The organism is Desulfocurvus thunnarius (assembly GCF_055390965.1).
The window spans coordinates 2031675-2056699 of record NZ_AP042411.1 but is presented as its reverse complement, the minus strand read 5'-3'; the positions used below and the strand labels follow the sequence as shown (position 1 = coordinate 2056699).

The following is a 25025-nucleotide window of genomic DNA, read 5'->3' as shown; positions in this document are numbered from 1 at the left end:
CCCGCCCCCTAGCCCAGGAACCGCCGCAGCCACCACTCGAAATTGAGCAGCGACCAGACCAGCAGCCGCCGGTTGCGCTTGCCTTCCAGATGCTCCATGAGCAGCCGGAAGACCGCCCGGCGGTCCAGATATTCGTAGATGCGCGCGTTGCCGGTGATGAGCTGGCGGCGCACGTAGGCCAGGCTCTCGCCCTTGAACCACGAGGCGTCGGGCGCGGAAAAGCCCTGCTTGGCCCCCGAGAGCACCTCGTCGGGCAGGATGCCCGCCAGGGCCCGGCGCAGGGCGAGCTTGCCGTCGCGGGTCTGCTGGAAATAGCGCTGGGTCTTGGGGCCGGGGTCGTTTTCGTTGATGCGCGCGGCTCCCGCTCCGGGCCCGGCCAGCTTCATGCCCACGGGCAGACGCATGGCGAAATCCACCAGATCGTTGTCCAGGAAAGGCACCCGCGTTTCCAGGCCATGGGCCATGGACAGCTTGTCCTCGACCACCAGAAGCCCGTGCAGGAACGTCTTGGCCTCGAAATACAGCGAGGCGTTCACGGCCTCGGCCTCGCCGCACACGTTGCGCCGCGCGCCCTGGGGGAACACGTCGCGGAAGATGTCGCGCGTCCAGACGTGGCCCACCCGGTCCCACACCGGGGCGAAGACGCTTTTGATCTCGCTGTTGGGGATCAGCCGCTGCCAGTAGGCGTAGTAGCTGTCGATGTAGTTCTCGAAGCCGTCGCAGCCCTGGGCGCGGTAGTAGCGCCAGGGGTAGCCGCCGAAGAGTTCGTCCCCGCCCGTGCCCGAAAGCACGACCTTCACGAACTTGGAGGCCAGTTGCGCGGTGTAGAAGTTGGGGTAGCTCTGGCCCACCCGGGGTTCCTCCAGGTGCCAGGCGAAGCGCGGCAGCACGCGCTCCATGTCTCCGGCCTTGAGGACCATCTCGTACTGCTCGGTGCGCAGCAGGTAGGACAGGTATTCCGCGCCGCTGCGTTCGTCGAAGCCCAGCTCCAGGCCCGAGGCCGAGTGCAGGTCGAAGCCGCAGGTGAAGGTCTTGATGAGCGGCAGTTCGGCGGCGGCCACGGCGGTCACGCCGCCGGAATCGATGCCCCCCGAGAGATAGGCGCCAAGCTCCACGTCGCTCACGAGCTGGCGCTGCACGGCCTGGCGGAACAGCCGGGCCAGCTCCTGCTCGCATTCGCGCGGGTCCACCGGTGCGTCGGGCTCGCGGAAGTCGAAGTCCCAGTACCGCTCCACGGGCGGCGTGGCGGGCACCCCGCCGCTCCAGGGGATCACCGCGCGGCACCCGGCGGGAAACATGCGCACACCCTCAAGCAGGGTCCGGTCGGTAAAAAAATTCTGGAAGGTGAAATATTCCAGCAGGCCTTCATGGTCCAGGCGGCGGACGAAGCCGGGATGTTCCAGCAGGGCCTTGGCCTCGGAGGCGAACAGCAGCGTCCGGCCGACCACGGCCCAATACAGCGGCTTGATGCCGTAGCGGTCGCGGGCCAGGAAAAGCGTGCGCGCCTTACGGTCCCACACGGCGAAGGCGAACATGCCGTTGAGCCGCTCCACGCAGCGCGGGCCCCACTGGCGCCAGGCCGCAAGGACGACCTCGGTGTCCGTGCGGGTGTGGAACAGGTGGCCCAGGCCCTGCAACTCGGCACGCAACTGCTGGAAGTTGTAGACCTCGCCGTTGTAGACCAGCACGTAGCGCCCCTCGGGGCACAGGAAGGGCTGGTTGCCCGCCGGGGTGGGGTCGAGGATGGCCAGACGGCGGTGGGCGAAGCCCGCGCCGGAGTCGGTGAACACGCCCTCGCCGTCGGGCCCGCGGTGGGCCATGGCCTGGGCCATGCGGCGCATGAGCACCGGGGAGACCGGCGCGCCGTCGTAGTTCACCACCCCCGCGATGCCGCACATGGCTAGGCCTCCCCCACCGCGTGCAGGCAGGCCGCCACGTAGTCCTGATCCTCGGCGCTCATGCGGTTGTGCAGGGGAATGGCCATGCTCGTGCGGTGGCATTCCAGGGCCCCGGGAAAGTCCCCCGGGGCGAAGCCGAAGCGCTCGCGGTAGCAGTCGAGCACATGCACGGCGTGGGTGCCCGGCCGGGTGGCCACGCCCATGGCCTGCAAACGCTCCATGAGCACGTCGCGCGGGGCCGGGGCGCGGTCCTCCAGCACGCGGCAGACGAAGGACTGCCAGCCATGGCCGGGCACGAGCGGCGGCAGGGCCAGCCAGTCCAGGTCGGCCAGGGCCGCGTGGTAGGCGCGGGCCATGGCCTCGCGCCCGGCGACCAGCCCGGGCAGCCTGGCCGCCTGCACCGCGCCCACGGCGCCTTGCAGGTCGGTCATGCGGTAGTTGAAACCCGGGGCGGTGAAGGCGGGCAGCAGGTACGGGCGCGGGCCCAGGTGGCGCTGCTCCTCGCTGACCCCGGCCCCGTGGTTCACCAGCATGCGCACCCGCGCGGCCAGGGCCGCGTCGTTGGTGGTCACCATGCCGCCCTCGCCGGTGGTGATGACCTTGCGCGGGTGGAAGGAAAAAGCCGCCGCAAGGCCCAAGGTTCCCGCCGGGGCCGGGCCGCCCAGGCCCGTGCCCGCCGCGCAGGCCGCGTCGCACAGCAGGGGCAGCCCGGGGGCTGCGCGGCCCAGGGCGTCCATGTCCGCCGCCAGGCCGAAGAGATGCACGGGCATCACCGCGCGGGTGCGCGGGCCCACGCAGGCCGCCAGCCGGTCGGGGTCGATGTTGAAGGTCGCGGGGTCCACGTCGCACAGCACCGGGGTCGCCCCGGTGTGCAACACGACGTTGGCCGTGGCCACCCAGGTGAATGCCGGGACCACGACCTCGTCGCCGGGGCCCACGCCCAGGGCCGCCAGGAGCACGGCCAGGGCCGTGGTGCAACTGGTGGTGGCGATGGCGTGCTCCACGCCGTGCAGGGCGGCGAAGGCGCGCTCGAACTCGGCCACGCGCGGCCCCTGGGTCACCCAGCCGGAGAGCACCGGCCCGCGCAGGGCCTGCCACTCCTCCTCGCCCAGAGACGGCAGGGCGATGGGCACCTCGCGGCGCTCCCGGCCTCGGGGCGCGTTGCCTTGGGTTTCCGGGGTTTCCGGAGCGCGATCAGTCTTCATCGGGCAGCCCGGCTTCCCTGCGCCGCTCGCGCACGAGGCGCATGTGCGCCTTGCGCCAGGCGATAAGCTCCGCCAGCCCCTCGCGCAGGCCCTTGTCCGCCGTGAAGCCGATCTCGCCCGTGGCCCGCCCGGGGTCGCCGATGCGGTTCTTGACGAAGGTCAGCCCGGCGGGTTCGTAGTGGATCCGCTGGTCCGAGCCCGTGAGTTCGAGCACCAGCTCCGCCAGCTCCTTGATGGTGGTCTTGACCCCGGTGCCCACGTTGTAGCAGGCGTCGGTGGCCTCGGCCTCCATGGCCCGCACGTTGGCCAGGGCGCAGTCGCCCACGTAGACGAAATCGTAGGCCTGGCTGCCGTCGCCGTAGACCACCGGCGGCAAGCCCCGGTCCAGGCGGTCGAGCATCTTCATGATCACGGCGATGTACGCACCCCGGTAGTCCTGGCGCGGACCGTAGACGTTCATGTAGCGCAGGCCGCAGTAGTCGAAGTGCTTGTCCGTGCCCTTGTAGCGATGGTGCAGGGCGCGGCACATATGCTCCCCGGCGATCTTGGTGGCGCCGTAGAAGTTGGTGTTGTTGTACGGATGGTCCTCGCCCATGGGCTCATGCACGGCGTCGCCGTACACCGAGGCCGAGGAGGAATAGACCAGCCGCCGCACCCCGGCGTCCAGCATGGCTTCGAGCACGTTGAACGTGCCGCCGATGTTCACCTCGAAGGCCGAGCGCGGGTAGTCCCAGCAGTGCAGCAGCCACAGGGCCGCCAGATGGAACACGCCGTCCACGCCCTGCATGGCCGCGCGCAGGATGTCGCGGTGCAGGATATCTCCGCCGTGGGGGAAAATGGTCACGCGCGGGTCGGCCAGGGAGTCGGCAAGATTCTCCTCGCGGCCCCGGCTGAAGTTGTCGAAGACGCGGATTTCGGCCACGTCCCTGCGGCACAGTTCGTCCACAAGATGCGAGCCGATGAAGCCCGCGCCGCCGATGACCAGAAAACGTTTGCCGTGCAAATCCATCTGCCCAGACCCTCCACAGGCTGTTGCCGTCCTTGGCTTTTTGCCCGGCGCGCGGGCGCGCCCGGACCACTCGGGGGTGTACCATCGCCGCGTCGGCTTATCAACGGCGCGGCAAGGCGACGGGCAAGTCCCGCGCCGTATTCCAAAAAAATTGCAAGTTACATTCCACCGTCAACGCCCCGACGCCGACGCCAGCAGGGTCGCATAGCGCCGGGCCGTGCGGGCCCAGGAGCCGTGGGCCTCCGCCAGTTCCCGGCCCCGGCGGCCCATGGCCGCCGCCTGCCCGGGCCGGGCCAGCAGCGCGCCCAGGGCCCCGGCCAGGGCCCCGGCGTCGCCGGGCGGCACCAGGGCCCCGCTCTCCCCGGGGCGCACCAGCTCGGCGCAGCCCGGAATATCCGAAGCCACCACGGCCAGCCCCGAGGCCATGGCCTCCAGCACGGTGTTGGACTGGCCCTCGAAATGCGACGGATGCACCAGCACATCGGCCCGGCGGTACACCCCGGGCATGGCCTCGCGGGGCACGAAGCCCAGAAACCGCGTGCGCTCCGCCAGCCCGGCGGCTTCCAGGGCCGCGCGCAGCCAGCCCATGCGCGGCCCGTCTCCGGCCACGGTGAGGGTCCAGCCCGGAGCCGGGCCCGCCGCCAGGGCCGCGAGAGCGGGCACCAGGGTTTCCAGGCCCTTGCCTTCGGCCAGCCGCCCGCACAGCAGCAGGCGCAAGGGGCCCGGCCCTTCTTCCGGCACCTCCCCCGGCCCCGGCGCGGGCCCGGGGGAAAAGCGTTCCAGGTCCACCCCGTTGGGCACCAGTTCCACGGCCAGCCCGGGCTCGAAGGCCCGGGCCCGGGCCACCAGCCCGGGGCCGTTGGCCGTCACGGCGTCGGCCGCGCGCCAGACCGCGCGCAGGGCCGGGGCCGCCAGCCGGTGCCATAGGGCCAGTTCGCCGGGCTGCTGCCCGGGCACGTCGCCCCCGCGCAGGGCCAGCACATAGGGCAGCCCGCAGCGGCGGCGCAGCCGCAGGGCCACGGCCCCGCCGGGCAACCCGAAAAAAGCGAGCACCGCCTGGGCCCCCCGGGCCCGGGCCAGGGCCGGGCCACGCAGGCCCGCACCCAGGGCAAAGGCCGCGAAATGGCCCAACCCGCCCCGGTCGGCCCGGCGGCGGGCGGCGGGCACGCGCAGCACCAGCGCCCCGTCCGTTTCCTGACGCGCGGGCTGCCCGGCCAGGGCCGAGGTCAACACCGTGACCTCGTGGCCCAGGGCGGCCAATTCACGGGCCAGGTTGGCCGCCGCCCCCGCGCCGCCCCCCGCCAGGGGCGGAAATTCGTGGCTGACCAGCAGCAGCCGCAGGCCCGTCACCGCAGGGCCCCCAACACCCGCGCCCGGCCCAGCAGGGCTTCGGCCATGCCCGGAGCCAGAGCCAGGGCCCGTTCGTACTGCTCCAAGGCCAGACGCGGGGCACCCGCGCGCTCCTGGGCCAGGGCCAGGGCCAAGTGCACCCAGGGCTGCCCGGGCATGCGACCGGGCAGGTCCGCCAGGGCTGCGGCGGCCTGGGCCGGGCCCTGGGCCGCCAGCAGGCACGAGGCCGCGTGCAGCTCCGCGCGCAGGGCCAGGCGCTCCAGCAGCGGCCCGGGGCTCAGGTAGCCGGGGATTTCCAGCCCGCCGGGGTTCCACAGCTCGGGGGCACCCTCGTAGAGCAGGTGCTCCCAGACGGTTCCGGCCAGGGCCTGGCGCACGGCGTCGAAATTGGCGATGCTGCGCCGCAGGTCCGAGGGGTTGGTCTTGACCAGATCGGTCCGGGGCGCGGTCGGGGGCGCGGGAACGCCGAGAAAGGCGCACAGCCAGCCCAGCACCCGCGCGTTGATGCCGTATTCCGAATCGCGCCCCGCCACGCAGTCCTCGTAGACCACTTCCATGGTCTCCAGCCCCGTGCGCAGCTCCTCGCGGTGCCGCTCGATGACGCGCACCCGCTCGGCCAGCGCCTCGGCCAGCCGCCCGGGGTCCAGGTCGATGGCCACGGCGGGCACCCGCTCCGTGCCGTGGGAGCGGCGGCCCAGCTCCTCCTGGCGGTCGTTCAGTTCGGTGGACACATGCGTCTTGAGCACGTTGCCCCGCAAGAGATGCAGCACGCGCACCTTTCGGCGGCGCAGGGCGGGCAGGAGATCGCGCTCCTCGGCCAACTGGTTGTATTTGATGTCGAAGCCCTGGGCAGCCAGCTCCGGCTGCGCGGCCCACACCGCGTCCAGGAAGCTTTCGACCATCTCCCGCCTGCGCGGCGGCAGGATGGCCCCGGGGTCTGCCGCCACGCGCTCGCGCCAGTGGCCGTAGAAGAACCCCGGCTTGAGGCCGCCCTCGCTGGCGATGAACAACTCGTCGGCGCAAAAAACGCCCGGCACCCGCGAAAGCACCGTCCCCAGATAGGTGCTCCCGGAACGCTGCACGGTGACCAGGACGAAAGGGGTCGGCACGGGAGGCTCGGCAGGGTCCATGAATTTCTCCAAGACGTTAGCCGAGCCCCTGCCCGGCGAGCCAGTGTTGCAGGCACAAAAGCGTCCACAGTTCCTTGCGGTTGTCGCGCTCGCCGCGCAGGTGCGCCGTGAGCAGCCCACGCACGGCCCGGGGCTCCAGCAGCCCGCCCCGGCGCAGGCGGTCCTCGGCCAGCAGTTCCTCGGCCATCCCGCGCAGCCCGCCCTTGAGCCATTTGGCCAGGGGGATGCCGAAGCCCTTCTTGCCCCGGGCCAGCACCGGCGCGGGCAGCCGCCCGCGCAGCATGCGCCGCGGCAGCCATTTGCGCGTGAGCCCGCGCAGCTTCATACGCGAGGGCAGCGAGCAGGCGAACTCGGCCAGGGCCGTGTCCAGAAACGGGGCGCGCACTTCCAGGGAGTGGGCCATGCCCGCCGCGTCCACCTTGGGCAGGATGTGCCCGGCCATGTAATAGCGCAGGTAGAAGGCGACGGTACGCTGCACGTCGTCGCCCTGCGGCCCCTGGGCCCCGGCTTCGGCCACCTCGTCCAGGGGATCGAAGCCGCCCAGGCGCGCCAGGACATCGGGATGCAGCACGGCGCGCTGCCCGGGCAGGTCGAAGGCGCCCAGCCAGAGCTGGTTGCGCTCCATGACCGGACGGCCCACCCCGCGCAGGAACTGGCGCACGCGAAAGCCGGGGCTCATGTTGCCCTCGCTGGCGCGGCCCAGAGCCGCCGCCCGCCCGGCCAGGGCCAGCAGCGGGCGCGGGGCCCACGCCGCCAGCCGCGCCGGGCCCAGGGCCAGGAAGGGATCGTAGCCCGCGAACAGTTCGTCCCCGCCGTCGCCGCCCAGGGCCACGGTGACCTCCTGGCGGGCGAAGCGCGCCAGGAGCCAGGTGGGCACGAGGCTCGAATCGGCCATGGGCTCGGGCAGGCAGCCCAGGGCCTGGGGCACCACGTCGATGAGGTCCGCCTCGCGCAGGGTCTGCTCGTGGTGCTCGGTGCCCAGGGCGCGGGCCACGGCCCGGGCGTGGGCCGACTCGTCGAACCCGGCCTCGGCGAAGCCGATGCAGAAAGTGCGGATGCTCCGCGCGGGAACGTGCCCGGCCATGAAGGCCGTCACGGCGCTGGAGTCCAGCCCGCCGGAGAGGAACACGCCCAGGGGCACGTCGCTGACCAGCCTGCGCCGCACCGCGCGGGAGAACAGGCGCTCCAGTTCGGCCTCGGCCTCGGCGTCCGAAATGCCCTCGTTGCCGCCGAAGGCCATGGTCCAATACGGGGCCACCCGCGCGGTGCCCGCCGCCCCGGAGGCTCCGGGGGTCCAGCTCAGGGCGTGCCCGGCGGGCAGCTTGCGCACGCCTTCCAACAGGCAGTGCGGCGCGGGCACGTACTCGTGCAGCAGGTAGCGCGACAGGCTTTGGGGGTCCACCGCGCGGGGCACGGCCGGGTGGCGCAGCAGGGCGGGCAGTTCCGAGGCGAAGGCCAGCAGCCCGCCCGCATGATGATAGAACAGGGGCTTCTTGCCGAAGCGGTCGCGGGCCAGAAGCAACCGCCCGGCCCGGGCGTCCCACGCGGCCAGGGCGAACATGCCGTCCAGCCGGGCCAGGGCCGCCTCGCCCCACCGGGCCAGGGCGTGGACGACGACCTCGGTGTCCGTGGCCGAGCGGAAGCGGTGGCCCAGGGCCTCCAGCTCGGCGCGCAGCTCCCGGAAATTGTAGATCTCGCCGTTGAAGACCACCCACAGGGCCCCGCCGCCGTCGTCCATGGGCTGGCGGCCCAGGGCCGACAGGTCGAGGATGGACAGCCGCCGGTGGCCAAGGCCCACCGAAGGCCCGGTCCCGCCCTCCAGCACCAGCACGCCCCGGTCGTCGGGCCCGCGGTGGCGCATGGCGTCGGTCATGGCCTCCAGGGCCTCGCGGTCCACAGGCCGCCCGTCGGCGTGGACGATTCCGGCGATGCCGCACATGGCCTACCCGCCCAGGACCCGTTTGACCACATAGTGGTCCTTGTCCTGGCCCTCGAAGTAGGAGCGGATGAGCAGTTCGCCAGTAAGGCCGAGGATGACGACCTGGAGCCCGGAGATGAGCACCAGCGCCAGCAGGATGAACAGCGTGTCGTAGGACACGGACAGACCGCCCAGGTCCTTGGCGGCCCACAGGGCCGCGATGCCCGCCAGCCCCAGGCCCGTGGCCTTGCGGGCGATCTTGCCGAAGAACTGGATGGGCCGGGTCATGTAGTCGGAGAAGAAGCGGACCACGATGAGGTCGAAGATGACCCGCCAGATGCGCGAGAGCCCGTACTTGGCCGAGCCGTGGACGCGGGGACGGTGGTTCACGGGGATCTCGGCCACGCGCACGCCCAGCCAGGCCGCGAACACGGGGATAAACCGGTGCATCTCGCCGTAGATATGGATATTCTTGACGATGCCGCGCTTGTAGGCCTTGAGGGTGCAGCCGAAGTCGCGCAGTTGCACGCCCGTGCCCTCGATGAGCTTGTTGATCAGCCGGTTGGCGGCCCAGGAGGGCAGCCGCCGCGACAGGGCCTTGTCCTTGCGGTCCTTGCGCCAGCCGTTGACCAGGTCGTAGCCCTCGGCCATTTTGTCCAGCAGGGCCGGGATGTCGCGGGGGTCGTTTTGCAGGTCGCCGTCCAGGGTGACCACGATTTCGCCCCGGGAGAACTTGAACCCGGCGGACAGGGCGGCGGTCTGCCCGTAGTTGCGGCGGAACTGGACCACCCGCAGCCGGGGCTCCCCGGCGGACAGGGCCTCCAGGGCCTCGCCCGTGCCGTCGGTGCTGCCGTCGTCGACCACGATGATCTCGGCGCGCACGTCCAGCCCGTCGAGCACCCCGGTCAGTTCGGCCAGGAGCACGGGCACGTTGCCGACCTCGTTGTACACCGGAACGACCACCGACAGGGACGGCGCCTCGCCGCCGGTGCCCTCGCCGAAATTCTTGACCATGCACATGGGGTCGATGCGCCCCAGGGCGCCGGAAAGGCCCAGGGCCGGACCGAGGGCCGGGCTCAGAGCCGGGGCCGGAGCCTCGGCGTGAAATGTGCCCGGAGCTCCCGGAGCCTCGGGCACGGGGGCTTCGCCCCGCAGGGCCCGGCCCAGGGCCACGACCCCGGGCGCGGCCGCCCCGGCGGGCCCGGCCAGGCGCAACGCCGCATCCAGGGCCGCGCCCGCGCCCGGCGCATCGCCGCGCGCCAGCAGCGCATAGCCCAGGTTGACCTGGGCCTGGACGCTCCGGGGCGCCGCCAGCACCGCCCGGTGCAACACGGCCTCGGCCTCGGCCAACTCGCCGGAAAAGAACAGCACCACGCCCAGGTCGTTCAGCGCCTCGGGGTCGCCGGGGCGCAGCTCCAGGGCCCGGCGCAGGAGCCGGACCGCGCCCTCGTGGTCGCCCGTGGCCGACAAATGCTGGCCGTACTGAACCACGGCGTCGAAATCGCCCGGGGCCAGTTCCAGGGCCCGGGCCAGGCTGGCCCCGCTCTCGTGCAGGCGGCCCATGGCGCGCAGCAGCACCCCCGCGAAGAGATGCACCTCCATGGCCTCGGGCCGCAGGGCCGTGGCCTCGCGCAGGCTCTCCAGGGCCCGGCCCGCCTCGCCGCGCTCGTGGTGCACCAGGGCCAGGGCCACGTGCAGGCCATAGGCGTCCGGGGCGGCCTTGAGCCGGGCCAGAAGGCCGTGCAGGGTATCGTTGGACTGGGCGGTCATGCCACGCTCCGGTGACGGGTTTCAGACGCTTCCTGCGTCGATTGGTCCTCGAAAAGAATTTTGTGCAATAACCGTACCCCGGAGTCTACTCCCGTGCGGACCCAGTGCCCTCGCCATCCGGCGCGCACAGGGCAACGATATCCGAGCCGTGGCCGATCGTGTCGAAAAATGCCGCCAGGGGCGCGAAATCCCTGACCCGGGACGGATTTTCCGGCGAAAGGAACGCTTCGGCCTGCCCGCGCACGGCCTGGGGAGCCCCGGCGAGCAGCCGCCGGGCGTGGCTCAGGAAATGGGCATAGACGTTGAACGGATGCGGCGTTTCCGTGCGCAGTTCCAACACCTCGAGGCCTGCCGCCGTCAGGAACCGCTCCAGGGTCAGCGGGGTGAAGGCGAACAGGTGGTAGGGCACGTCCTCGGCCCGGCGGAACGCCTGGCGGACCACCCCCGCATGGTTGGGCACGGCGATCACCAGCAGCCCGCCGGGCCGCAGCACCCGTCGGGCCTCGGCCAGAGCCCTTCCGGGGTCGTGCAGGTGCTCCAGGACGTGGTTGAAGCGCACCACGTCGAATCCGGCGTCGGGGAACCCGGCGTCCCAGAGCTGCCCGCAGGCCACGTCCAGCCCGAGCTCCCGGGCCCGGGCGCAGGCCTCGGCGCTGGGTTCCACCCCGCGGCACGCGAACCCCCAGCGGCGCATGGCCGCAAGCCACGCCCCGCGCCCGCAACCCACGTCCAGAATGGCCCCGATGCGCGTGATGCGCTCCATGCGGTGGGTGGCCAGAATGCGCCGCCACGTGCGCTCCCAGGGCCAGGCCAGGCGCCGCACCCACCTGCGCGCCGGGCCGCCGCCCTCGTAACGCAGGCGCAGCAGCGCCCGCAGCAGGGCATACACCGGCTGCCGCCAGGCCGGGTCGCGGTAGACGGAATGCCGGGCATTGTAGGCCAGATCGTACCACGCCGGCATGTCCGCCTCCCGGGGCCTGCGCGACAGGTAGGCCAGCCCGCAGGCCGCGCATTCCACCAGCGGGAAGGTCTCTCCGGCCACGACGTACTCCTCGAAAGGCGTCCGCTCCCGGCAGCCGCACAGGGCGCAGGCCGCGACCTCCTCCATGACCCCCGGGGGCCGGAGCGCCGCGCCGGGGCTCACCGTTTCCTCGCCAGCACGTGGTAGCCGTAGCACAGCAGCTCCTCCGAGCCCGCGTCGGCCCGCGACAGGCGCCCGAGCATGGCCAGCACTACGCGCACGGCGGCGGACTCCCACTTGCGCGGCCGGGCCGAGGCGTAGCGCGCGGCCACGCGGTGCACGCGGCGCAGTTCCTGGGCCAGGTACTCGAAAAAGTTGCCGTTGGCCGCCAGTTCCTCGATGTCCAGGCCCAGGGCGGGCAGGTGGTGCTCGTAGAAATAGCGGTTGAAGCCGCTGGCGTGATGGAAGGGCGCGTAGTGGGTCAGGCTGCAAAACGGCGCCGTGAGCACCAGGACCCCGCCCGGGCGCAGCAGGCGCGCCAGCTCGGCCAGGGCCGCCAGGGGGTCGGGCAGGTGCTCCAGCACCTCGGTGCACAGCACGGCGTCGAACCCGGCGTCCGGTTCGGGAATGGCCGTGATGTCGCAGACGAGGTGCAGGCCGCCGTGGTCGCGCGCGCCGGTGTGCAGGCCCCGGCCGTCGCCCGTGCCCTCGTAGCGCCCGAAATCCTGGGCCACGTAGTCGAAGCGCGCGCACAGCGGAGCGTAGCGCCCGCTGCCCGCGCCCGCGTCCAGCAGCCGGATGCCGTCGGGCAGAGCCGCCAGCACCCGGGTCACCCAGGCATGGCGCACGGCCTCGTTGGTGGTTCCCGCCGCGCTCATGGGCCGCCCTCCCCGCCCGGGTTCCCGGGCCCCTCGGGTTTCACGAAGCAGAAGCAGCCGCAGCCGTACTCCTGGGCGTCGGCCTGGGCAAAGGACGCGCCGGGCAGCAGGCCGCCGTCCTGCGGGTCGTCGGGCACCAGGGCGAACTCCGCCAGGGTCAGCCCCGGGAACAAGGCCAGCACCTGGGCGCAGGCGTAGACGCGGTGCAGGTTGAACTCCACCCGCGCCCGGCCCACGGGCACCGCCACCAGCAGCGTGCCTCCCGGAGCCAGCACCCGTGCAAGCTCCGCCGCCGCCCGGCGGTCGCCCCCGGGGTCCAGGGCGTCGCCGTAGCGCCCCAGGCCGACGTGCTCGATGACGTGCAGGCACGACAGGCTGGGCACGGACGCGTCGGGAAACGGCAGGGCCGCAAGGTCCGCCCGGGCGCAATCCAGGCCCGGCAGGGCCAGGTCCGGCGGGCGGTAGTCGTAGAACGCCACGGGCACGAAGGCCGACACCTGAGCCACGAAATACAGGGACGAGGCGATGTCCACATGGCGCGCGGGGGCCAGCCGGGCCACCTGACGCGCGGCCCAGGCCGTATGCAGCACGTAGTGGCGGTCGAAGCCCTGCTCGGTCTCCTCGGTGCGCACCCCGGCTCCGGCCCACTGCGGGGGCAGGCCCCGGCCCTCGTTGCCGGGCAGGGCGCAGAAGCGCGCGAACTGACGGGCCACGGCGGCCCGGGCCCGGCGCCGGGCCAGGGCCGCGCCCAGGCGGGCGCCGATGCGCGAGAGCATGCCGCTCATGGCACGGCTCGCGTTGTTTGCAGCAATTCCAGCAGCCGCCGGGCAAAGGCCTCGGCCCGGTGGGTCCAGGTATGCCGCGCGAAGACCTCGGCCTGGGCCGCCAGGGCCCGGCGGACGGCCTCTTCGGGGTCGGCCAGGGCCCGGCGGAAAACCTGTGCATACTCCTGCGGACTCCGGGCCGTGAACAGGCCGTCCAGGGGCAGGCGCAGGGGCAGGAGCCCCGGCAGGTCCACCACCTGGGGCACGCCGCAGGCCGCGAGCTGATAGGTGCGCTCGTTGAGGTCCGCCGTGCGCGCGGCCTGCACGTCCAGGTGCAGGTTGAGCCCCGTGCGCGCCCGGGCGTAGACGTAGCGCTGGGCCGCCCGGGGCGCGTCGCACAGCAGGCAGCGCCCCGCCCAGGGCCAGCCCGGCCCGTCGATGAACCCCGGGCCCGAGGCCGCCACGGGCCCCAGCCAGTCGCGGTAGCGGCCCCACTTGCTGCGGTTCACCGAGCCCAGGAACACGTGGTCCAGGTCGCGGGGCACGCCGGGCACGGGGTAATACTCCAGCACGTCGGCCCCGAACTCCAGGGAGACGATGGGCCCCCCGGCGGCGCGCAGGGCCGCGAACCCCGGGTCGTCGCGGTAATACTCCGGGCAGCCGAAGCCGTAGTGAAAGCCCGCGCCCAGGGCCCGGGCCCGACGGATGCGCCCGGGCAGGGGCGTATTGCCGTCGGCCTCGCCCGACGCCGTGAGCCCCAGCAGCAGCGGCCCGGCCTCGCGGCGCCAGGCGGCCACGGCCTGCCAGTCGATGCGCTCCAGGTAGGGGTCGTTGTCGCTGGTCAGGAGCACCGTGGGCCGGAAGGCGGCCAGCGCTTCGGCCACGGGCTCGTCCCAGCCCAGGGCCCGCGCGGCCACGCCGATGAAGTCCAGATTGCGCACCAGATTGGAAAAGAGGGAATACCCCCCGGGCGAAAGGCCCGCCGGCGGCACGTGTACCAGCACCCGCAGCCGTTCCTCGCGGCGCAGCAGGCCCCGGAAGCGACCCAGCACGTCGCCGCGCAGGGCGTGGCCCTGGCGCACCAGCGGATCAGGCGAGGCCGCGTAGGCCGCGTCGGTTTCCAGCTCCGCCGCGCGGTCGGCCATGGCCACGGCCCAGTCGAACACGGCGTCGTGCCCGGCGCGTGTGCCGGGATGAACCCGGGCCAGGAAGCGCCGGAAATCCCACCCCGGGTCGGGCCGCCCCAGGGCGCGCTTGGCCACGTGCCGGGCCAGGGCCAGCGGGGCGAAGCTCACCGGCCCGCCCCCCGGGCCAGCCCGCGCAGCCGCCCCCAGGCCCGCCCGGCGAAATAGCGGGCCAGCACCAGCGGCGGGAAGCGCAGGGCCGTGCGCGCGGGGTCGGCGTGTTCCAGATGCACGGCGCCGCCCCGGCCCGCATCCGCGCCCCAGCGCTCCAGGTAGGCCGCCCAATCGCCCTGCTGCACCGCCAGATTGCTGCTGCGCACCGCCGAGGCCACGTGCGGAAAATGCTCCACAAAGGCCCGGGGGCAGTCGGCCACCTCCCAGCCGCGCTCCCACATGCGCAGGCACAGGTCGCCGTCGGCGTGGTAGAACGCGTAGCGCCGCTCGTCGGCGAAGCCCACGTCCTCCAGGGCCGCGCGCAGGTAGAGCCCGTGGTTCACGAAAAGCCTGCCGCCCAGGGTCGTGCCCACCCAGTAGCGCTTGTGCAGAAAGGTATCGCGCCAGTAGAAGGCCATGGCCCCCACCCGGCGCCCGGCGGCCTCCAGGGCCGCGAAATGCTCCAGCGCGGCGGCCAGGGAACCGGGAACCAGCAGACAGTCGTCGGACACCATGCACACGAAGCGGCCCCGGGCGGCGCGAAAGCCCAAATTCATGAACGCGCCCCAACTGCGCCGCTCCAGCGGCCGCCCGCGCCAGGTGCCCCGGTTGTGCTGCACGATGGTCACGATGTCCTTCTGACGCACGAGCCAGCGCACGGCGCCGTCGGTGGACCCGCCGTCCACGACGATGATCTCGTGGTCCAGCTCGCGGCCCTCGGCGCGCAGGGAGGCGATGGTCGAGCGCAGCAGGGCCCGGCGGTTGTAGGAGCCGAGCACGAAGGACACCACGGGCGCGCTCATGGCAGCAGGCCCTCCAGGCGGTCGCAAAAGGCGGCCATGGGGCCGCGCGGGTCCAGCCGCTCGGCGTAGAAACGCCGGGCCCCGGCGGAGTAGGCCTCGCGGTCGGCGGCCATGCGTGCGAGCAGTCCCCCGGTCTGCTCCAGGCGGGTGTAGACCTCGCCGCAGCGGTAGGCGGCGAACTCGCGGCGGAAGACTTCGAGGTCCGAAGCCAGGATGGGCAGGCCGCACAGGGCGGCGTGGGCCACCTTGCCCGAAGACAGGCCCAGGTGCGCGATGTTGGCGCAGCTCGTCCAGTCGTCGGGCACGGGCATGTAAGGCGCCAGCAGAAAATCCGCCGAGGCGTACAGCGCGCCCAGTTCCCCGGCGGGCAGCGGGTCGGGCGAGATCTCCACCCGCCCCGTGGCGCGCAGGCCCTCCAGCCAGGAGCGCATCCTCGGGCCGCTGGCCGCGCGGCTGTGCAGCACGAGAACGAACTCCCCGGGCCAGTGGCCGACCATCTCGCGCAGCAGGTGCAGCGAGGCCCAGCCCGCCAGGGAGCCGGTGTAGAGCACGATGCGCCGCTCCGGGGCGATACCCAGGCGGCGGCGCAACAGGTCCGACGGCGGCACGGGCTGGGCCTCGGGCCCGGGCGCCGGGGCGTTGGGCACCAGGGCCATGGCCGCGCGCGGCAGGCCCGTGGCCCCGGCCAGGGCGGCGGCGCGCTCCTCGTCCTGCACCAGGGTCAGGGCCACGTCGGCGCAGGCCGCCAGTTCGGCGGCCTTGAGCCCGGCCTCGGCGGGGCCGACCTCCTCGCGGAAAAGAATCTCGAAGGACAGGTAGACCAGGGGCAACCGGGCCCGGGCGCCGAGCTTCCGGGCCAGGGCCAGGCCCTGGGGGTCCGCCCCCAGAAGCACCCCCGGGCGCCGCGACCGGGCCAGCAGCGCCGGGCCCGCGGCGCGGCGCAGGCGGTCGGCCAGTCGCGCCCCCGGCCCGGCTCCGCCGCGCGGCAGGGGGTTCAGCAGACCGGGCCGTCCGGCGGGCCCCAGGCCCGACCCCGGGGCGCCCAGGCCGCGCACGTCGGCCCCGGCGCACAGCAGCTCCACGTCCCAGCCCCGGCGGCCCAGCTCGGCGGCCAGATTGGCCAGGGTCGGGTTGCTGTCTGGGTGCGGGTAGGGGTAGACCACGCGGGCGCAAGGCTTCATGGCAGCTTCCGCCCGACGTAAAAGACGCTGAAGGTGCCCGGCCCGGGCGCCGCCCCGGTCATCCACTGGCCCGAGGCCGCAAGCTCCATGCCCCCGTGGGCCAACAGGGCCCGCACTTCGTCCTCGAACAGATAGCGCATGGGGTGGCGCTCGCGGAAGGTGTCGATGGCTCCGCTGGCGCGGGCCTGCACGAAGAATTCGTAGTTCACGGTAACCACCCGGGCGGCGCGGTCCCACTGCGGCTCGCAGATGCGCGTGACGCGGACGGCGTCGTCTTCGGCGCGCTTGATGCGTACCTCGGGCGGCTCGGCCTCCACGCACGGGCCGTGCCAGCAGTCGAAGACGAACACCCCGCCGGGGGCCAGCCGCGCCCCGGCCCGGGCAAAGGCCGCGCGCAGGTCGGCCTCGGCGGTCTGGTAGCCGACCACGTGGAACAGGGCCGCCACGGCGTCGTAGAGGCCGCCCGGGCCGGGGCCCGGGGCATCCACCCCCGGCAGATCGCCCAGATCGCGCAAATCGCCCCGGGCCCAGGCCAGCCGCCCGGCCACGGCCGGAGGCAGCGTCGCGGCGTGAGCCCTGGCGCGCGCAAGCATGGCCTCGCTGCGGTCCACCCCGGTGACGGCCAGCCCGGCGGCGGCGAACAGCGCGGCGTGGCGCCCCCCGCCGCAGCCCAGCTCCAGCAGGGTCCGCGCGCCCGGGGCGTGGGTCGCCAGCAGGTCCAGCACGAAGCGGGCCTCGGCGGCGTAGTCCTTGTCGGCATACAGCAGCGCGTAGATGCGGGCGTATTCGCCGAACACGGCGGCCTCAGGCATGGGCCAGCACCTCGCGCAGGGCGGCGGCGGCGCGCTCCTGCTGGGCCTCGGTCAGGGCCAGCCCGCCGGGAATGTAGAATCCGCGCCGGGCCAGCCGCTCGGCCACGGGGCAGCGCACCCCGGCGAACAGGCCCATGTCGCGCAGCACGGGCTGCTCGTGCATGGGCCAGAAGAAGGGCCGCGTGCCCACGCCCAGGGCCCCCAGGCGACGCATGGCCTCGTCCGCGTCCAGGGGCACGGCGTCGTCCAGCACCACCCCGTAGACCCAATAGAGATTCTCGGCGTAGTCCGTGGCCGGCAGGGGCAATTCCAGCCCGGGCGCGTCGGCCAGCAGCTCCGTATAACGCCTGCCCATGGCCCGCTTGCGCGCCACGGCGTCGTCCAGGCGCTCCGCCTGGGCCAGGCCCACGGCGGCCTGGAGGTTGGACATGCGGTAGTTCCAGCCCAGCTCGCGGTGCACGAAGCGCCGGGGCGGCTCGAAGCACAGGTTGGCCAGGGAGCGCACCCGCGCGGCCAGGGCCGCGTCGCCGGTGAGCACCATGCCGCCCTCGCCGCTGGTCACCAGCTTGTTGGGGTAGAAGCTGAACACGGACACCGTGCCCATGCCGCCGCAGGGGCGGCCCTTGTAGGTCAGCCCGTGGGCCTCGGCGGCGTCTTCGATGACGGCCAGCCCGTGGGCTTCGGCCAGTTCCAGCAGGGGGTCCATGTCCACGGGCAGGCCGTAGATGTGCACGGCCATGACGGCCCGGGTGCGCGGGGTCAGCGCGGCCCGCACGGCTTCCACGTCCATGCACCATGTGCGCGGGTCGCTGTCGACCACCACGGGCACGGCCCCGGCGCGGACCACCGCCGCCGCGCAGGAGATGATGGTGAACGAGGGCAGGATGACCTCGTCGCCGGGGGCGAGGCCCAGAGCGGCCACGGCCAGCTCCAGGGCGGCGGTGCCGTTGGCCACGGCCACGGCGTGGGCCCGGCCCGTGCGCGCGGCAAAGGCCTCCTCGAACCGCCCCACGAAGGGCCCCTCGGAGGACACCCAGCCCGTGTCCACGCACTGGGCCAGATAGCGGCCCTCGTTGCCGCACAGCAGCGGCTCGTTGACGGGGATGAACTTGCTCATGCTGCCTTCCCGGCGGACGGGGCTCATCGCGCGCCGCCCTTGATGCAGGCCCGGCAGGCGTCGATGCCCGCGAAGCGGGTCTTGTCCTCCTGGCCGGTGTAGGGCCCCTGTTTGACCTCGATGATCTCGGTGTCTTCGAGCATCTCGAAGCCGTGGCCGCCCGTGGCCAGCAGGATCACGTCGCCGGTTTCGAGGATGCGGCTTTCCAGATAGTCCCTGTTTTGCCCGTAAAAGTCCACCCGCAGCCGCCCCCGGCGGATGAAGAGCACCTCGCGGGTGTGCAGCACCTCGCGCGGCACGGGGTTGTGCTCGTGGGCCTCGATGACGTGGCCCGCCGGGCGGTGCATGTAGGCCAGTTGCTGCGAAAAATGGTCCGGGGTGAAGAACTCGATGCCGTCCTTGCGGAACTCCGCGCGGATGACGATGCCCAGGGTCTCGCCCCCGTGTTCGATGCACTCCACGTGCGCGCTCATGGCCGCGCCTCCCCGCCCGGGGCTGCCGGGCCGTCGTCCATCCAGTTCCCGCGCCGCACCAGGGCGCGCAGGCGCGCGTCCCACGTCAGGCGCAGCACGTAGCCCAGCCGCGCCAGGGTCGCGGCGGCGGCCATCTGCGTTTCCAGCGCGCCGGGGTCGGTGCGCCCGCGCAGCGCCCGGGCCAGGGCCCAGGTGCGCCCGTGGCGCAGGGCCAGGCCCAGGGCATGGCGCAACAGCCGCGCCCGGCCCGGCATGGCCCGGTGAAAGTCGGTATACACGTCCGCCGCGCCCTGGTTGGCCATGCGCCTGCAAAAATAGGCCGGGGTCATGCGCTCCGGCGGGATGTGATGACGCACCACGGCCCCGCACAGGTAGGCCAGCCCGTGCCCGGCCCCGGCCAGCCTGCGCAAAAAGCCCGTTTCGCCGTCGCCCAGCCACACGGCCCCGAAGCTGTCGGGCGGGAACCCGCCCAGGGCCACGGCGACCTCGCGGCGCACGGCCATGTTGACCCCGTAGATGGGCACCCCGGGGCCTTTGGTGTCGGCGTCGAAGGCCTCCATGACGCTCAGGATGGGAAACTCCCGCCGCCCGGCCATGTATTGCGTGAGCCACTGCGGCGGCGGCGCGTCGAAGGCGGGCAGCACCGGCCCTCCGGCGGCGCCCAGGCCCGGGTCCGCCGCGAAGGCCTGCCGGTGGGCGGCCAGCCAGCCGGGCTCGAAGGTCGCGTCGTCGTCGGTGAAGGCCAGCACCTCGGCCCGGGCCGTACGCAGGGCCAGGTTGCGCGCGCTGTGCAGCCCCGGCACGGGCTGGGCCGCGTAATGCACGGGCATGGGCGCCGTGGCCGCGAAGGCCAGCACCCCGGCGCGCACCCGCTCCTGCACGGCGTTGTCGACCACGAGCACCGAAAAATCCTTCAGGGTCTGGCGACGCAGGCTCTCCAGGGCGCGCATGAGGCTGTCCGCCCGGCGGAAGGTCGGGATGACCACCGTGATGCGCGGGGCCGCGGCGTTCCGGGCGCTCATGCCCGCCTCCCGCCCGGACGCGGGGCCAGGGCCTGCCAGGGCAAGTGCCAGGGGTAGCCCGCCCGGGCCATGTCGCGCCGCGCCGCGCGCCAGATGCGCAGCATGTCCAGGCGCCCCAGTTCCTCGCGCCAGCCCCCGGCCCGGGCCCGGCGCACGAAGCCCTCGGGCTCGCCGGGCCGTGCGCCCTGGCGCGCCCACTGGCCGCCCACGGGCAGGGCGGCCCCGCCGCCCTCTCCGGCCCGGCAGGCCGCCACGGCCCGGGCCGCCGCGGCGGCGTCCAGGGGCAGATTCAGAAAATCCCCGGCCAGGGCGCGCAGCCCGGCCTCGGGCGCGGCCAGCAGGGCTTCGTAACGCACCTCGCAGAACCGCGCGCCGAACAGGTCGCGGCCCTGGGCCGCGGCGCGCACGTGGCCCGTCCACATGACGGCGGCGGCCCGGGCCGTGGGCGGGGCCCAGCCCGCGCCCCAGCCGCGCGCGGCCGCCAGCAGCGAGGCCACCGTGTCGCGGCAGTCGCGCAGCACGTGGATCACCCGGCAGCGCGGCAGCAGCTCGGCGATCTCGGGCAGATAGAGCGCGTGGGAGGGCGTCTTTTCCACGAACAGCTCCCCCGGCCCCAGCCCGGCGCGCATGGGCGCCAGCAGGCCGAGCATGAACCCGCGCAGGACGGCCAGGAACCGTTCCTCGGTATGGTGACAGCCCATGCCCACGGGCCGCCCGGGGCTGGCCAGATCGCGCCGCCAGTGGCGCAGGGCCGGGCCCACGTATTCGTCGAAAAGGTCCGACTCCTGCCCGGTACGCACCCCGGGGCAGGCCGCCAGCAGCCGCTGGACCCAGGTCGTGCCGCTGCGCGGGCAGCCGACCACGAAGACCATATCCTGGCCCGCGTAGCCGTCCTGGGCGGCGAGATCGTTGGGGCACGCGCAGTCGTTCGGCTTGGTCATGATTCCTCCCCGGCGGCGCCCCCCGCCCGGCCCGACAGCTCCGCCGACGCGAAGCGGCACGAGGTTTCCAGGCGCGCCGTCCAGTCCGCAAAACCCGGAGCGCGCGCTCCGGGGTCCGCCGCGAGGTCGAGCACCGCCCCGGCCAGCCGCTCCGCCGCCCCGCCGTCCAGGCCGTGGAGCATGGCCTCGTAATAGGGCCGGGCCAGGGCGCGCACGGCGGCGGCGGCCATGGGTGCGGCCACGGCGGCATGCACGGCCGCCGTCAGGGCCGCGTCGGTATCGGCCACGGCCAGGGCCGCGAAGCCTTCGTAGGACGGCAACCGGTCGCCATGCACGCAGTTGAAGACCACGCGCACCCCGCAGGCCAGGGCCTCGGTAATGGCCGAACAGTTCTGGGAAACCACCACGTCCGCCGCGCGGACCACATCGGTGAACAGCGGGTCCGGGGAAATCTGAAAGTGCAGGTCCGCCCGGCCCAGGCCGCGCAGGTGGGCGCCCAGGGCGGCATAGTCCGCCCCGTGGTGCACGCGGTAGACCAGTTGCAGCCCGGGCACGGCGTCCATCAGGGCCAGGGCCTGGCGCACCACGGCCCGCGAGCAGTGGCGCCGGATGCTCGTCTTGGTGGTCCAGCCGCTCATGTCGCAGAAGATGCACACCGGGCGGTCGGGGTCCAGCCCATGACGCAGGCGCGCCGCGCACACGTCCCCGCCGGGGCCCTGGGCCTCCAGGCGCAGTTCGCCCACGGCGCGGACCACCCCCGGCCCGAGGGCATGCACGCGCTCCATGGTCCGCCGGAAGCGCTCGCCGACCACGGTGCAGCGCGCCGTGGCGAAGGTGTTGCGCACGGCGCCCATCTCGGCGGGGTTGCCGTGGGCGATGTTCAGCGTCGCCACGCCGCGTTGGCGCGCGGGCAGCACGTCGGCCAGCCCCAGGGGCTGGAGGGCGAAGTGCGACACCAGCACGTCGGGGGCGAAGGCGTCGAGCACGGCCTCGGCCCGGGCCAGATCGCGCACGGTTTCGGGCAGGGTGGTCACCAGTTCGCGGCCCAGGGCCAGTTCCAGCGGGCCGTCCAGCCCGCAGCCCTGGCCCTCGAAAAAGGCGCGCGCCGCCGTGCTGCCGCGCAGGGCGTCCATGGCCTCGGCCCCCAGGGCGGCGAAGCGGACCATGAGTTCGGCCTCGCCGGGCACGCTCCAGGACGGCTTGTTGAAGCTGGCCACCCCCGCCGCGCGCAGGGCCGCACGCTGGCCCGGGGCGAAACCGCCGCCCAGCAGGCCCACGGCCAGCCGGGCCCCGGCCGCGCGCAGGTGCTCCAGCACGGGCAGAATCTGTTGCAGGTAGTAGCCGCCCCAGGTGAGCACCAGTACCCCCGGGCCGGACCCGCCGGGCAGGAAGGCCCGGTCGTCGGGGGGCTCGGGGCGTGTCAGGCCCAAATGGCGGCCCAAATGATGCCCCAGACGACGGCGCAGGCCCGAGGCCGTGCGGCGCAGGGCGCGCAGCCCCCGGCGGGGCGCCCGCCCCATGGCCGCCCCCAGGGCGGCCATGGCTCCGGGAGCGTCCGCCGCGCGGTCGGCGGGCTCCACCAGTTCCACGGGCACCCCGCGCAGGCGGCACAGGGCCCGGGCGGCCTCGGGCTCCAGCCCGCCGTCGCCCGTAAGCGCCTGAAGCCAATAGGCCCCGAAAGGATTTTCCCGCGCGGCCAGCACCACCCGCTGCGGCGCCTCGGCGTCGAGCACGGCGCTCATGAAGGCCCGGGCTTCCAGCACCTCCTTGAGGGACAGCAGCAGCCAGCTCTGGTGCATGGCCAGCAGCGGATAGCCGCGCCAGGAACTCACCCGGGCCACCCCGGGCAGGGCCGCGACCCCCGGCGCCTGGAACCACTCCCAGGCCAGCCGCCGGGCGCGGTCGAACAGGGCGTGTTTGTCCAGGCTCCAGGCCAGGACCTCGTGGGCCCGGTGGGGCACGCCCAGGGCCTCCAGGGCCAGCCGGGCGTCCAGGGTCGGGGCGAAGACCACGGCGCGCCCCCCGCCCGTCCGCCAGCGCTCGGCGGCCCAGGCGGCGTCGGCCCCGGTCATGGCCAGCAGCAGTTCCTTCACCGCGCCTCCTCCCCGGCCAGGGCCGCGCGCACCAGGGCCGCCTCGGCCAGGACCATGGCCCGCCCCGCCTCCCCGGGCGGCACCACGCCCTCGATGGTCGTCAGCGGCGGCGCGGCGGCGCGCAGGAAGGCCCGGGCCCGGGCCGCACCGGCCCCGGAGGCCAGGTGGACCATGCTGTGGCGGGTGGTGAACTCCGGGCCCACAAGCTCCCGGGGGTACAAGTCCCCCGACCAGGAAAAATGCACCTGCCCCAGGGCCGCCCCGGCCAGCCGGGCCAGGGCCTCGGGGCCTTCGGCGCCGCGTTCTTCGGTTTCCAGGGCGTGGGCGTAGTCGAGCACGAGGCCCCAGCGCGGGTGGGCGGCCAGGGCCGCCCGGCACTGGCCGGGCCCGTTGCCCCGGGCCGCGTCGCGGTCGGTGTTCTCGAACAGCAGGGGCAGCCCCTCCGGGGCCGCCGCCGCCACGGCGTCGAAATGCGCGTCCATGTCCAGGTGCAGGCTCAGGTGGCGCAGCAGCCCGGCCTGGAACAGTTCCCCGGCCAGGGCCGCGCAGGCCTTCAGGTCCGCCGGGGCCGGGGGGCCGCCGCGCCGCGCCGCCACGTGCAGGGTGTTGGCCGGAAAGGCCGCCAGGGCCGCGCGCACGTCCGCGCGCTCCAGGGCCGGGCGGTGGCGCGCCACCTGATCGGTGAAAAAGCCGATCTCGAAGCCGTCCAGCAGCCCCGCGTAAACCCGCGCGGCGTAAAGTACCCGCGCCCCGTATTCGGCCAGGGCCGGGTCGATGATCCCCTGCAGGGACAGGCTCACGGCCCGGCGCCCTGCCACGGTGCTACAGCCCATGGCGAAAACCGCCGTCCCAGGCGAAGGGAGCGAAACGCAGACCCCGGCGGCGCAGGAAGTTGCGCAACTCGTGGACCAGCCTGTCCTGCGGGCCGGAGAACTCCCGGGCCGCAAGATCGAAAACGGAATACCCCGTACCCGCCCCGGGCAACGGGCCGAAAGCCAGCACCACGCTGCCCGGAGCGGGCGCCGCCTGCGCCCCGTGGCCCCCCCGGGCCTCATGGGGCAGAAAAACAACGGTCCGGCGCGTGCCGTCCGCGAGGCCGACCTCCAGGGAGTCGCCCCGGGCGCGCACGGTGCAGCCCTTGAAGGCCAGATGTCCGGCAAACTCACGCAGGATGTCCCGTACGATTCCGTCCTTGTCGGCGGCGACCAGTTCCCGGCGCAGGCCACGGCGCACCACCACGGCCGGCACCCCCGCGGCCATGCACTCCGGCGGCACGGGCCCCGCGACGGTGGAATTGGACATGACCACGGCCCCGGCGCCCACCACGACACCCGGCAGCACCTGGCAGCCCGAGCCGACCCAGGCATCGGCGCACAGCCGCACCCCGGCGAAGGCCACGGTGTAGCCGTCGAGCACGCTCTGCCAGAAGCGGTGGGTGAACACATACGCCCCCGGGCTCAGGGCCGATTCGTCCTCGAGCACCACCTCGCGGCAGGTGTTGACGAAACAGCGCGGCGACACGAGGCCCGCCCGGCCCACCAGCAGGCGCGACTCGGCGCTGCGCCCGCCGCCCAGGTCCACGTCCACGCCCTCGCCGATGTAGGCTCCGTCGGCGGCCACCAGCTCCCCGGTGACGACGCCGGTCCGCGCCCCGACCTTGGCCTGGGGGCCCAGGTACACGGCGTCGGCCTCGATCCGCGTGCCCTCGCCGACCACGGCGCCCTCGGCCAGCACCACCCGGCGGGCGACAATGCGCGCCCCCGGCGCGATGGCGGCCCCCGGCGCCACGGACCAGCCCGGCCCGCACCCGGCACTCCCGGGGCCCAGCTCCACCGGAGCGGCGCCCTCGGGCAGGGGGTCCAGGGCGGCCAGCGCCGCCCGCGCCCGGAGCACGAAGTCCAGCTCGGCGCTGGGTACGGGGTCCGGCGTCCAGGCCGGGGCGCAGGGGGCGGCCTCCCGCGCCGCGCCGCGCCCGCGCGGTGCGCGCGCCAGCAGGCGCTCCTTGGCCGTCGTGCGCGGAGCTGGTGGCGCCTCGGGCCCGGGCCCTCCCTCAACGGTCGGCTCCCACTGCCCCAGAGGCTCGGCGGCGGCATCGGAAAGCACCAGGGCCACGGCGCCCACGCGGGCCGTCCGCCCGGCCGCCGCCAGCACCAGGCGCACATGGCCGGAGACCTCGGCCTCCACGGACACGGCGGCCTTGGCCGTCTCCAGTACGAGCACCTCCTGCCCGGCGGACACGAAGTCCCCGACTCCGGGCAGGATCTCCGCCACCAGAACCTCGTCCTCGTTGGCATTGAGCCTGGGTATGGTCACGACGTGCAGCATGATGCTCCGTTTTCTCCTTGCCGCAAGGTCACGACGGC

General features: G+C 73.8%; 21 protein-coding genes. All 21 read right to left on the bottom strand.

All coding sequences use genetic code 11. From position 1 onward, the window contains the following. Positions 1 to 8 precede the first annotated feature (8 nt). The gene (asnB, locus tag ACZ5KV_RS08950) at positions 9 to 1898 is read right to left on the bottom strand and encodes an asparagine synthase (glutamine-hydrolyzing) (RefSeq protein ID WP_464238961.1); all 1890 of its coding nucleotides are present in this window, start codon (positions 1896 to 1898) and stop codon (positions 9 to 11) included. A gap of 2 nt (positions 1899 to 1900) precedes the next feature. Beyond that, positions 1901 to 3103 (bottom strand): DegT/DnrJ/EryC1/StrS family aminotransferase, encoded by a 1203-nt coding sequence (locus ACZ5KV_RS08945; RefSeq protein WP_464238960.1) that lies wholly within the window; start codon positions 3101 to 3103, stop codon positions 1901 to 1903. Next, positions 3093 to 4112: an NAD-dependent epimerase/dehydratase family protein gene (locus ACZ5KV_RS08940; protein WP_464238959.1), complete on the bottom strand. Its 1020-nt coding sequence runs from the start codon at positions 4110 to 4112 to the stop codon at positions 3093 to 3095. Before ACZ5KV_RS08940 ends, ACZ5KV_RS08945 begins: the two co-directional genes overlap by 11 nt. Before the next feature lie 171 nt (positions 4113 to 4283). Next, positions 4284 to 5462, bottom strand: a complete 1179-nt coding sequence (locus ACZ5KV_RS08935) for a glycosyltransferase family 4 protein (RefSeq protein ID WP_464238958.1) — start codon at positions 5460 to 5462, stop codon at positions 4284 to 4286. Then, positions 5459 to 6592, bottom strand: a complete 1134-nt coding sequence (locus ACZ5KV_RS08930) for a hypothetical protein (protein ID WP_464238957.1) — start codon at positions 6590 to 6592, stop codon at positions 5459 to 5461. The genes ACZ5KV_RS08935 and ACZ5KV_RS08930 overlap by 4 nt, the downstream gene beginning before the upstream one ends. A 16-nt stretch (positions 6593 to 6608) precedes the next feature. Beyond that, positions 6609 to 8531 (bottom strand): asparagine synthase (glutamine-hydrolyzing), encoded by a 1923-nt coding sequence (gene asnB, locus ACZ5KV_RS08925; RefSeq protein ID WP_464238956.1) that lies wholly within the window; start codon positions 8529 to 8531, stop codon positions 6609 to 6611. Positions 8532 to 8534: 3 nt separating this feature from the next. Then, positions 8535 to 10280 carry a glycosyltransferase gene (locus ACZ5KV_RS08920; RefSeq protein ID WP_464238955.1) on the bottom strand — a complete coding sequence of 582 codons (1746 nt, stop codon included), beginning with the start codon at positions 10278 to 10280 and terminating at the stop codon, positions 8535 to 8537. A gap of 85 nt (positions 10281 to 10365) precedes the next feature. Beyond that, a complete protein-coding gene (locus tag ACZ5KV_RS08915) occupies positions 10366 to 11424 on the bottom strand; it encodes a class I SAM-dependent methyltransferase (RefSeq protein ID WP_464238954.1) in 1059 nt (352 codons plus the stop codon). Further along, a complete protein-coding gene (locus tag ACZ5KV_RS08910; RefSeq protein ID WP_464238953.1) occupies positions 11421 to 12119 on the bottom strand; it encodes a class I SAM-dependent methyltransferase in 699 nt (232 codons plus the stop codon). Before ACZ5KV_RS08910 ends, ACZ5KV_RS08915 begins: the two co-directional genes overlap by 4 nt. Beyond that, entirely contained in the window at positions 12116 to 12904 is a 789-nt protein-coding gene (locus ACZ5KV_RS08905) for a DUF268 domain-containing protein (protein ID WP_464238952.1), read from the bottom strand. Before ACZ5KV_RS08905 ends, ACZ5KV_RS08910 begins: the two co-directional genes overlap by 4 nt. Next, positions 12901 to 14178, bottom strand: coding sequence for a glycosyltransferase family protein (locus ACZ5KV_RS08900; protein ID WP_464238951.1), 1278 nt, complete (start codon positions 14176 to 14178; stop codon positions 12901 to 12903). The genes ACZ5KV_RS08905 and ACZ5KV_RS08900 overlap by 4 nt, the downstream gene beginning before the upstream one ends. Continuing rightward, positions 14175 to 15023 (bottom strand): glycosyltransferase, encoded by an 849-nt coding sequence (locus ACZ5KV_RS08895; RefSeq protein WP_464238950.1) that lies wholly within the window; start codon positions 15021 to 15023, stop codon positions 14175 to 14177. Before ACZ5KV_RS08895 ends, ACZ5KV_RS08900 begins: the two co-directional genes overlap by 4 nt. Beyond that, entirely contained in the window at positions 15020 to 16204 is a 1185-nt protein-coding gene (locus ACZ5KV_RS08890; protein WP_464238949.1) for a glycosyltransferase, read from the bottom strand. Before ACZ5KV_RS08890 ends, ACZ5KV_RS08895 begins: the two co-directional genes overlap by 4 nt. After that, positions 16201 to 17016, bottom strand: a complete 816-nt coding sequence (locus ACZ5KV_RS08885) for a class I SAM-dependent DNA methyltransferase (RefSeq protein ID WP_464238948.1) — start codon at positions 17014 to 17016, stop codon at positions 16201 to 16203. Before ACZ5KV_RS08885 ends, ACZ5KV_RS08890 begins: the two co-directional genes overlap by 4 nt. Beyond that, positions 17009 to 18133, bottom strand: coding sequence for a DegT/DnrJ/EryC1/StrS family aminotransferase (locus ACZ5KV_RS08880; RefSeq protein ID WP_464238947.1), 1125 nt, complete (start codon positions 18131 to 18133; stop codon positions 17009 to 17011). The genes ACZ5KV_RS08885 and ACZ5KV_RS08880 overlap by 8 nt, the downstream gene beginning before the upstream one ends. Positions 18134 to 18156: 23 nt before the next feature. Beyond that, positions 18157 to 18606, bottom strand: coding sequence for a cupin domain-containing protein (locus ACZ5KV_RS08875; RefSeq protein ID WP_464238946.1), 450 nt, complete (start codon positions 18604 to 18606; stop codon positions 18157 to 18159). Next, complete coding sequence (locus tag ACZ5KV_RS08870; RefSeq protein ID WP_464238945.1) at positions 18603 to 19628, bottom strand: glycosyltransferase family 2 protein; 1026 nt, start codon at positions 19626 to 19628, stop codon at positions 18603 to 18605. The genes ACZ5KV_RS08875 and ACZ5KV_RS08870 overlap by 4 nt, the downstream gene beginning before the upstream one ends. Beyond that, the gene (locus tag ACZ5KV_RS08865) at positions 19625 to 20569 is read right to left on the bottom strand and encodes a sulfotransferase family protein (protein ID WP_464238944.1); all 945 of its coding nucleotides are present in this window, start codon (positions 20567 to 20569) and stop codon (positions 19625 to 19627) included. The genes ACZ5KV_RS08870 and ACZ5KV_RS08865 overlap by 4 nt, the downstream gene beginning before the upstream one ends. Continuing rightward, positions 20566 to 22662, bottom strand: coding sequence for a hypothetical protein (locus tag ACZ5KV_RS08860; protein WP_464238943.1), 2097 nt, complete (start codon positions 22660 to 22662; stop codon positions 20566 to 20568). The genes ACZ5KV_RS08865 and ACZ5KV_RS08860 overlap by 4 nt, the downstream gene beginning before the upstream one ends. Continuing rightward, the gene (locus ACZ5KV_RS08855) at positions 22659 to 23495 is read right to left on the bottom strand and encodes a hypothetical protein (RefSeq protein WP_464238942.1); all 837 of its coding nucleotides are present in this window, start codon (positions 23493 to 23495) and stop codon (positions 22659 to 22661) included. Before ACZ5KV_RS08855 ends, ACZ5KV_RS08860 begins: the two co-directional genes overlap by 4 nt. After that, positions 23485 to 24987, bottom strand: a complete 1503-nt coding sequence (locus ACZ5KV_RS08850) for a biotin/lipoyl-containing protein (protein ID WP_464238941.1) — start codon at positions 24985 to 24987, stop codon at positions 23485 to 23487. The genes ACZ5KV_RS08855 and ACZ5KV_RS08850 overlap by 11 nt, the downstream gene beginning before the upstream one ends. Positions 24988 to 25025 lie beyond the last annotated feature (38 nt).